Annotated in this window: 10 protein-coding genes and 2 pseudogenes; 8 read left to right on the top strand and 4 right to left on the bottom strand. The window is 67.4% G+C overall.

The genetic code is table 11. The features are described 5' to 3' along the window. Window positions 1–48: 48 nt before the first annotated feature. Window positions 49–1,425: pseudogene (locus tag ACQKDV_RS16415) on the bottom strand (aspartate kinase); the annotation flags it as partial. Window positions 1,426–1,500: 75 nt separating this feature from the next. Between ACQKDV_RS16415 and ACQKDV_RS16410 the strand changes: the two are divergent. Both ACQKDV_RS16410 and ACQKDV_RS16405 read left to right on the top strand, forming a co-directional pair. Next, window positions 1,501–2,379 (top strand): PhzF family phenazine biosynthesis protein, encoded by an 879-nt coding sequence (locus tag ACQKDV_RS16410; RefSeq protein ID WP_427785137.1) that lies wholly within the window; start codon window positions 1,501–1,503, stop codon window positions 2,377–2,379. Window positions 2,380–2,492: 113 nt separating this feature from the next. After that, window positions 2,493–3,371: a PhzF family phenazine biosynthesis protein gene (locus tag ACQKDV_RS16405; RefSeq protein ID WP_427785135.1), complete on the top strand. Its 879-nt coding sequence runs from the start codon at window positions 2,493–2,495 to the stop codon at window positions 3,369–3,371. 101 nt (window positions 3,372–3,472) lie between these two features. Here ACQKDV_RS16405 and ACQKDV_RS16400 read toward each other — a convergent pair whose 3' ends face one another. Next, the gene (locus tag ACQKDV_RS16400) at window positions 3,473–3,904 is read right to left on the bottom strand and encodes an OsmC family protein (RefSeq protein ID WP_427785132.1); all 432 of its coding nucleotides are present in this window, start codon (window positions 3,902–3,904) and stop codon (window positions 3,473–3,475) included. Window positions 3,905–4,273: 369 nt separating this feature from the next. On the opposite strand from ACQKDV_RS16400, the gene ACQKDV_RS16395 reads away from it, so the two are divergent. The 4 genes from ACQKDV_RS16395 (at window position 4,274) to ACQKDV_RS16380 (ending at window position 6,527) form a co-directional block, all read left to right on the top strand. After that, a complete protein-coding gene (locus ACQKDV_RS16395) occupies window positions 4,274–4,672 on the top strand; it encodes an HU family DNA-binding protein (RefSeq protein ID WP_012510328.1) in 399 nt (132 codons plus the stop codon). A 272-nt stretch (window positions 4,673–4,944) separates the two neighbouring features. Continuing rightward, entirely contained in the window at window positions 4,945–5,253 is a 309-nt protein-coding gene (locus ACQKDV_RS16390; protein WP_427785130.1) for a DUF3861 family protein, read from the top strand. A gap of 56 nt (window positions 5,254–5,309) precedes the next feature. Next, on the top strand, window positions 5,310–5,852 hold the full coding sequence (locus tag ACQKDV_RS16385) for a hypothetical protein (protein ID WP_427785128.1): 543 nt from the start codon (window positions 5,310–5,312) through the stop codon (window positions 5,850–5,852). Window positions 5,853–5,930: 78 nt separating this feature from the next. Further along, window positions 5,931–6,527, top strand: a complete 597-nt coding sequence (locus tag ACQKDV_RS16380) for a DUF1439 domain-containing protein (protein ID WP_427785126.1) — start codon at window positions 5,931–5,933, stop codon at window positions 6,525–6,527. Between the two features lie 75 nt (window positions 6,528–6,602). On the opposite strand, the gene ACQKDV_RS16375 is transcribed toward ACQKDV_RS16380, so the two are convergent. Beyond that, window positions 6,603–7,145 carry a type 1 glutamine amidotransferase domain-containing protein gene (locus tag ACQKDV_RS16375; RefSeq protein ID WP_427785124.1) on the bottom strand — a complete coding sequence of 181 codons (543 nt, stop codon included), beginning with the start codon at window positions 7,143–7,145 and terminating at the stop codon, window positions 6,603–6,605. 172 nt (window positions 7,146–7,317) lie between these two features. Next, complete coding sequence (locus tag ACQKDV_RS16370; protein WP_324809213.1) at window positions 7,318–7,785, bottom strand: SET domain-containing protein; 468 nt, start codon at window positions 7,783–7,785, stop codon at window positions 7,318–7,320. Window positions 7,786–8,004: 219 nt separating this feature from the next. Between ACQKDV_RS16370 and ACQKDV_RS16365 the strand changes: the two genes are divergently transcribed. Beyond that, entirely contained in the window at window positions 8,005–8,460 is a 456-nt protein-coding gene (locus ACQKDV_RS16365; RefSeq protein ID WP_427785121.1) for an SUF system Fe-S cluster assembly regulator, read from the top strand. 16 nt (window positions 8,461–8,476) lie between these two features. Further along, window positions 8,477–8,956: pseudogene (locus tag ACQKDV_RS16360) on the top strand (Fe-S cluster assembly protein SufB); the annotation flags it as partial. Window positions 8,957–9,012 lie beyond the last annotated feature (56 nt).

The following is a 9,012-nucleotide window of genomic DNA, read 5'->3' as shown; positions in this document are numbered from 1 at the left end:
AACCACCCACGACTTCGATCAGGCCTTCGGCCGTCAGTTGCTGCAACGCATCAGCTCGGCGTGCAGGATCGGCAGCAGGCCATCGGCATCGGCTTCGTCGATCACGAACGTCAGGTTCAGGTCGTTGGACGACTGCGAGATCATGTGCACGCGCTCGCGGCCGAAGGTGGCCCACACGTCCGACAGCTTGTGCAGCAGCGAACGCATGCCACGGCCGACCAGGGTGATGGCCGCGCACGGCACGATCACCTTCACCTTGCAGATCTGCGACAGATCGGCCGACAGCGCGGCCAGCACATCGGTGTTGACCAGATTCTCGGACGGGTCCAGCGACACGGTGACGTTGGTTTCAGCCGAACCAATCAGGTCCACCGACAGGCCATGCTTCTTGAACAGGTTGAACACATCGGCCAGGAAGCCGACCTGCTGCCACATGCCGATGCCTTCCATCGACACCAGCACGATGCCGTTGCGGCGGCTGATCGCCTTGACGCCCGGCACCGGGGCGGCGCTGCCGTCGATGCTGGTGCCCGGCAGTTCCGGGCGTTCGGTATCGAGGATGGCCATCGGCACGCCGGCATCGCGGCACGGCTTGATCGAGCGCGGGTGCAGCACCTTCGCGCCGGTGGTGGCGATTTCCTGCGCTTCGTAATAGTCCAGGCGGGTCAGCAGGCGCGCGTCCGGCACATCCTTGGGATTGGCGCTGAACATGCCCGGCACGTCGGTCCAGATTTCCACGCGGCTGGCGCCCAGCAGCGCGCCGAAGTACGCCGCCGAGGTATCCGAGCCACCACGGCCGAGGATGGCGGTGCCGCCGTCGGCGTGGCGGGAAATGAAGCCCTGGGTAATCAGCAGGCGGGTCGGTTGCGCGCGGAAACGCTGCATCCACTCCGCGTCGGCCCGCCATTGGCAGTTCACCGACAGGCGCTGCGACCACTCGCTCTGGTTGGGCTGCGGCGGCATCGCATCCAGCCACTGGCGGGCGTCCATCCAGCCCATGTCCAGGCCCGAGGCGTGCAGGTAGGCCGCGCCCAGGGTCGAGGACAGCAGTTCACCCTGGCCCAGCACTTCGGCCTGCCACTCCAGCGGGCGGGTGGCCGCGCGCGGGTCATCCAGCAGGCCCTGCAGGGCGGCCAGGCGTTCGCCCAGCACCTCGCGGCCCAGGCCGAGTTCGGCCAGGAAGCCCTCATGGCGCTCGACCAGGGCCGCCACGCGGTCGCGGCTGTCCGGCGCGCCATCGGCGATCGCGGTCAGTTCGTTGGTCACCCCGGACAGCGCCGAGACCACCACCAGCACGCGCGAACCGGTCTCTTCCGCGCGTTTTTTCGCCAGCTTCCCGATCGTGTCCCAGCGGTGGCGACGCGACACCGAGGTGCCGCCGAACTTCAGTACGATCCAACGATCGACAAGGGGGGAAGCTGACATGGATAGGCTATGTGTAATGTGGGGGAGCCGCCCGAGGGGGCGGAACCTTCGATTCTAAGCCCAATGGACCCACCGATGGCCGCCTTCCGCTACCTGCAGCTTGATGTCTTCGCCCACCAGCCCGGCACCGGTAACCCGCTGGGCGTGGTGCTGGGCGCCGATGGGCTGTCCGCCGGGCGCATGCAGACCCTTGCGGCCTGGCTGAACCTGTCCGAGACGGTGTTCTTCCTGCAGCCCAGCGCCCCCGGCGCGGACTACCACATCCGCATCTTCACCCCCGGCAGCGAGCTGCCCTTCGCCGGCCACCCCAGCGTGGGGGCGGCCTGGGCGGCGGTGACGTGCGGCCTGGCCACGCCGCGCGACGGCGGCGCGCTGGTCCAGCAATGCGCGGCCGGCCTGCTGCCGGTGCGGGTGGATGGCGCAGCCGATGCGCCGACCATCGAACTGGCAAGCCCCCCGGCGCGCCACCTCCCCACCGCGGCGGGTCAGGTACCGGAACCCCTGCTGGCGCTGGCCGCCGACGGCCACGCGCCCGAGCTGTGGGACAACGGCCCGCGCTGGTGGTTGCTGCCGCTGCGCGATGCCGCCGCCGTGCGCAGCCTGGTGCCGGACATGGCCGCGCTGGCCGCCTGGAGTCTCGCCACCGATGCCACCGGCGTGGCGGTGTTCGCCGACGAGGTCGGCAGCGACCACAGCCGCGTGGTCCGGGCGTTCTGTCCCGCCGATGCGCCGAGCGTGCCGGAAGACCCGGTCACCGGCAGCGCCAATGCGTTGATCGGCAGCTGGTTGCGCGCGCGCGGCGCCCTGCCCGGCGGCGGTGGCTCGTACGTGGCCAGCCAGGGCCGTGAAGTCGGCCGCGACGGCCATGTCCATGTGCGTGTCGATGCCGAAGGCACGGTGTGGATCGGCGGCCAGGTACAGCCGGTGATCGACGGGAACATCCGCTGGATGTAGAGCCGAGCCCACGCTCGGCTGCTTCTTTTTCACGCCCCGATACAGCCGAGCATGGGCTCGGCTCTACAACGGCGCGCTAAGCTGCGCGCTGTCTGATTCTGGAGTTCCCCCTGATGTCCGCACGCCGTTTCCTGCAACTGGATGTGTTCTCGCCGCGCGCTGGCGCCGGTAACCCCCTGGCCGTGGTGCTCGATGCCGAGGGCCTGGACGACACCGCCATGCAGGCCATCGCGCGCTGGACCCGACTGCCGGAAACCACCTTCGTGTTCGCAGCCCAAGCCGCCGGCTGCAGCTACCGCCTGCGCATGTTCAGCCCGCAGAAGGAGGTGCCGTTCGCCGGCCACCCCAGTGTCGGCACCGCCCACGCGGTACTGCAGGCCGGCCTGGCCACGCCGGTCGATGGCGTGCTGGTGCAGGACGGCATCGCCGGTGCGCTGCCGCTGCAGGTGATCGGCGAAGGCGCCGCGCAGCGCATCGCCATTCGCACCCCACGCGCGCAGCTGGGCGAAATCGCGCAGGCCGATGACCCGCGCCTACAGGCGGCATTGAACGGCTGGCCGCTGGGCGAGCTGCCACCGGCACGCATGCAGGGCGGCCGCAGCTGGTGGGTGGTACAGATAGCCGATGAAGGCGCACTGCGTGCACTGCAGCCGGACTGGGATGCTGTCGCCACGCTGGCCGAATCCACCGACAGCATGGGCGTGTTCGCCTATGCTTTCAGCGATGGCAAGGAAGGATTCGACCTCGCCGTGCGCGCCTTCGTCGGCAACGGACGGCGTTTCGAGGATGCGGCTTCCGGCGCGGCGAATGCCGTGCTGGCGGCCTGGCTGGACCTGCGTGGCGTGCTGCCGCGCGGCCGCGAACCGTATGAGGTGAGCCAGGGCCGCGAGGTCGGCCACGATGCGCGGCTGACCCTGCGCGTGGACGAAGACGGCGAAGTGTGGTCCGGGGGCCAGGTGCAGACGGTGATTGCCGGCACGATTGACTGGTAGTGCTGGGTTGTAGAGCCGAGCCCACGCTCGGCTGTTCTTCAGCCTGATCGCGGTCGCTGTCTCAGCCGAGCGCGGGCTCGGCTCTACAGGGTCGCAGCCCCTCAGCCCAGCTCTGCTTCCAGGCTGATCGGCACCGCGCTCAATGCCTTGGATACCGGACAGTTCTGCTTTGCATCATCGGCAATCGCACGGAACTGGGCGTCGTCGATGCCCGGCACCACGGCCTTCACCTTCAGCCGGATCTGCGACAGCTGCGGCCCGCCCTCCATCGACAGATCGACCTTGGCTTCGGTATCCAGCGAGGTCGGTGTAAACCCGGCATCGCCCAGCTTGGCTGACAACGCCATGGTGAAACAGCCAGCGTGCGCTGCGGCGATCAGCTCCTCCGGGTTGGTGGCTTTCTCATCGCCGAAACGGCTGTTGAAGCCATAGCGGGTCTTGTCCAGCAGTCCGCTCTGCGGCGTATTCAACTGGCCCTTGCCCGACTTGAGGTCCCCTTCCCAATGCGCGGTGGCGTGTCGCGAGATTCCCATGTGCTGCTCCTGCGTGGCGGTGATGAACGGCCACCCTCGCATGGCGTGCGTTAGCCCTGCGTCGCCCCGTCGCAGGTCGTGCCGCTGTCCAGGGCCAGCAAAATGGACACTTTCTCGCCAGCGAAAATGAATTTTTCTCTTGTTTTCAGGGATTTCCCGCACGCGGCATTGTCGGCAGCCTGTCTTGCGCAGTGCAGCGCAGGCCCTGTTTGACCGCTTCCGGACATGTACTGAATCGGCCTGGATATGAAAAAACATGCACTTTCAGCGCTCCAGGCTATTGGCGGCGCTCAAGAGTTGCCCTACATTGCGCTTGCCGACGGGGTTCGGCGCCGACCAAACAACCAACCGTTCACGGAACAGGAAACCATGGCAAAGACAGCTAAGAAGGCTGCCCCGAAGAAGGCAGTGAAGAAAGTCGCGACGAAGGCAGCCGCCAAGCCGGCCGCTCCGAAGCCGATCAAGGAAGTGCTGACCAAGTCCGGCCTGGTTGCACACATCGCTGAAGCCTCCGGCGTCATCGCCAAGGACGTCCGCGCTGTGCTGGCCTCGCTGGAAAGCGCCGTCGCCTCCTCGGTGCACAAGAAGGGCGCTGGCTCCTTCACCCTGCCGGGCCTGCTGAAGATCTCCACCGTCAATGTGCCGGCCAAGCCGAAGCGCAAGGGCATCAACCCGTTCACCAAGGAAGAGCAGTGGTTTGCTGCCAAGCCGGCCACCACCAAGCTCAAGGTTCGCCCGCTGAAGAAGCTCAAGGACGCTGCGCTCTAAGCGCGTACCCAACGGCAGCTTCCGACGGGACGGCTCAGGCCGTCCCGTTTTTGTCTGGGCAATTGGACCAATGTCTCCCACGTAAACCGCAACACAGCGTTTCCGCCCACGCACCGGCCTCGCCGATAGCCGCGCCAGCCTTGGCTGCGCAGTGCCTTTTGCGTGCCAGGATCGAACCGGGTGGAACACTGCGTGCAGCCCCGGCCATCGCCGCCAGCCGCCGCCTTGCCTATGGTGGGCCCATCCCTCCATACCCAGGCGAGCACCTCCTCATGGCCAGCCCCTCCACCCGCTACCGGATCTCGGTGACCCCGATCGAAAAGGACGGGCACCCCTGCACCGGGCGCTGCACCATCGAGCTGGAACACCGCGCCAAACGCGATCTGATGCGCCTGCTGGAAGCAGCCCCGCGCACCGCCGGCCTGAACGGTGACGAGCGCGCCACTCTGGTGGTCGCTACCCAGCTTCTGCGCGACATCGTGCAGCGCCACGCCGGCACCGATGGCCACGCACTGGCAACGGTTGCCGACCAGGTACTGCCCGCCCTGGACGCGCTGGACCAGCTGCCCGCATCGCGCTGATCCGCGTACACCCGATACACTGCCGCTCTCCAGGTCGCCTCGGGGAGGAGGCAGACATGCGTAAGCGCCTGCTGTGGGCTGTATCGTTGGCCGTGCTCGGCTGTTCCAGACCGACCCCGGTCGATCAATCCGCCCCGGCACGCCCTGCTGATCGGCAGAGCGACGCCGAAGCACGGCCTGCCGCCGCGAGCGACGAAGCCCCCGCCGTCGCCGAACGGGCCATCGACCCGCTGTATGGCGCGGTCGCTGCCGGTGCGGAATCCCCCGCGCGTCTGCTCAACCGCTACGTGCTGGACCTGCTCAACGGCAACCAGGCCGGCATCGACGACGCCTGGGCCATCGCCCCACCCGACGCGCGGCGTGCCGACGATGCCGTGCTGCGCTTGCTGCCGGACGTGCGCAACCTGCGCCTGGACAGCGACCCGGCGGTGCCACGCGATGCGCAGCAGCCACCGCGGTTGCTGGAGGTGCCGGTGCGTATCCGTGCGTCCACTGCTGAAGGCCAGTTCCGTTACCACGGTTGGTACCGGGTGCAGCCGCGTGCCGATGGCCAGGGCTGGCAGATCCAGTCGGCGCAGCTGCAGCCAACGCTGGACTGAACCGACGCCGCGGCATGCACGCAGGATTCAGCGTGCAAAGCTACTCTGTAGGCCTCATTCATCCCTCCGGTCACCGCCATGCGCCTGCGTTCCCTGATGACCCGCTTTGCTGCGTCCACCGTGTTGATCGCCGCGGCGATCGGTGCACAGGCCGCCCCCTCGATCAGCGGGCGCGAACTGTCCGTCGGCGCCAGCGACGTGCAGCAGTATCTGGATGGCAGTTTCCCGCGCACGCAGGACGCGCTGGGCGGCCTGATCGCGCTGACCATGAGCCACCCGCAGTTGAGTCTTCCCGCCGGCGAACGCCTCGACCTGGACATGGATCTGGCACTGGCCACCGCCGGTGGCACTCCCACCAGCCTGGGCAAGGTGAAGCTCAGCAGCGGCCTGCGCTACGACGCACAGACCCAGGGTTTCCATCTGCAGGAGCCGACCGTGGATGACTTCACCCCGGCCAGCCAAGGCGGGCGCCTGGATTCGCGCACCCGTTCCCTGCTCAATGCCGCGCTGAGCGACTACGCGCGCCGCGAGCCGATCTACAAGCTGGACCCCGCCGTGGCCGGCGTGCTGGGCGCGCTGCAGGTGCAGTCGGCGCAGGTGAAGAACGGCAAGCTGGTGGTCACCTTCAACCAGAACCTGGGCAGCCTGGTGCCGGCCGGCCTTCTCGGCAAGTAAGGGTAGTGCCGGCCGCTGGCCGGCAACCCGGTCACCGCATCTGCCGACCAGCGGCCGGCACTACCGGTCACCGCATCACGCGGCCAGCGCCTTCACCACAGCGTTGCTGAACGCCGGAATATCGTCCGGCTTGCGGCTGGTGATCAGGTTTCCGTCCACCACCACCTCGGCATCGCGCCAGCGCGCACCGGCATTGGCCAGGTCCTGCTGCAGCGATGGCCACGAGGTCACCTCACGCCCCTTGGCCAGCCCGCTGTTGATCAGCAGCCAGGGGCCATGGCAGATCGCTGCGACCGGCTTGCCGGCATCCGCCACGCTGCGGATGAAGCCGAGCACGGCCTCATCAGTACGCAGGGTGTCAGGGTTGATGACGCCGCCGGGCAACACCAGCGCATCGAAGCGCCCGGCATCGGCCTCGGCCAGCGGCAGGTCAACGGCCACCACGCCGCCCCAGTCCTTGTCCTTCCACCCCTTGATGCTGGCTTCCTTCGCCGGTGACACCACGGTGACGGTCGCGCCCTGCGCTTCCAGCAGGTGCTTGGGTTCGATCAGTTCGGACTGTTCAAAGCCATGGGTGGCAAGGATGGCAACCTGCTTGCCGCTCAGACGCTGCGCCATGTCGTGTGCTCCGGAAGATAAGGAGCCCACAGGGTCGACCGAACGCCATTGTGCGGCGGTGACCCTGCCGTGCACGGCAGGTGCAGAAGCTGCCGGTAGCGCCGGGCCATGCCCGGCGGCTTCTGCTTCCGAACACGCGCCGCGTTCGCCGGGCATGGCCCGGCGCTACCGATCAGCGCTTGGGCTGCAGCATCGTGCCGGTGCACTTGGGCGAGCCGCAGCGGCACTCCCAGATCTTCTTCAGCTTGGCGGTGTGGCGCTCGGCCAGCACGATGCCATAGTTGTAGGTCAGCTCCTCGCCGGCGCTGATATCGCGCAGCGCCTCGATGAAGACTTTGTCGCCACGGCTGTCGCCGTCCTCATCTTCCTCGATGACCGCCTCGCAGTTGGGGTCGCAGCTGTGGTTGATCCAGCGTGCGTCGTTGCCTTTGTAGTTGGCGTCGATCACCCAGTCATCATTGAGCGTGAACAGGAAGGTGTGCCCGCTTTCGACGTCGCCGCTGTCGTCTGCATCGACGTCGCCGTGGCTGCGCAGCAGGCCCTTGTACTGGATCACGCGCTCGCCCTGCTTGATCGGGGCCACGGCGAACACGCCGTTGCCATGGATGGCGGACTTGCGGGCTTGGATCTTCTTGGGCATCGGCAAGGGAGGTCTGCAGCAAAAGGAACCCCGATTCTCACCCATTACGGGTGATTGCGAAAACAGCCCCCATGCCGCAGCATGTCGCCCCGGCCGCCCCGGTGTGTTGATCCCGGCCGGCCGATGACCGCCCCCAGGCGCAGGCTGAATGCACGGGTTGGATGCCGGCGAAGAAAAGCGTACAATTTCAGTCCGCTTTAAGAACCACTCGCATCCCCCATGTTGCGCGTCACCAAACTCACCGATTACGCCACTGTCGTGCTGACCGTACTCGCCGCCCGCCCGGGCGAAGTACTGAGTGCGACCGAGCTGGCCGAATTCACCGGTCTGGAACCGCCCACCGTCAGCAAGGTGCTCAAGCCGCTGGCCCAGGCCGGCCTGGTCGAGGGCCTGCGCGGTGTCCGCGGCGGCTACCGGCTGACCCGCCCGCCCGTCGGGATCTCGCTCTTTGAAGTGGTCGAAGCGATGGAAGGGCCGCTGGCCCTGACTGAATGCAGCCACGACCACCACCAGTGCGGCATGGCGCCCAAGTGCGGTGCGCGCAGCAGCTGGCGGCTGATCAATGACGTGGTCTCCGAGGCCCTGCGCGATGTCACCCTCGCCCAGATCCTGCCCCCCCTTCCCCTTGTCGATGACGAACAGCGCCGCAGCATCGCTGTCGACGTCGTCTCCTGATCGTAGGCAGCCCCCCATGGCCACCGAAACCATTGAAACCGTCGCCCACGACGACACCCCCAACCGCGAAATCCATGAGCAGCTCGGCCGCAAGTATTCGGCCGGCTTCATCACCGAGATCGAATCGGACTCCCTGCCGCCGGGCCTGGACGAGGACACCATCCGCGCCCTGTCGGCCAAGAAGGAAGAGCCGGAGTGGATGACGCAGTGGCGCCTGGACGCCTACCGCCACTTCCTGACCATGCCGATGCCCAACTGGGCCAAGCTGCAGATCGCCCCGATCGACCTGCAGGCGCTCAGCTACTACTCCGCGCCGAAGGGCCCGAAGTACGCCTCGCTGGATGACGTGCCCAAGGAACTGCTGGACACCTACGACAAGCTGGGCGTGCCGCTGCACGAGCGCGCCAAGCTGGCCGGCGTGGCGGTGGACGCGGTGTTCGACTCGGTCTCCGTCGGTACCACCTTCCGCAAGGAACTGGCCGAGAAGGGCATCATCTAGCAACAACGATGGCTGTGCGATCGCGAGATCGGCCGAGGCCAAGGCCCTGGGCA

This window comes from Stenotrophomonas sp. NPDC077659 (assembly GCF_050268705.1).
GTDB lineage: Bacteria > Pseudomonadota > Gammaproteobacteria > Xanthomonadales > Xanthomonadaceae > Stenotrophomonas.
This window is presented reverse-complemented; position numbering and strand designations above follow the sequence as displayed.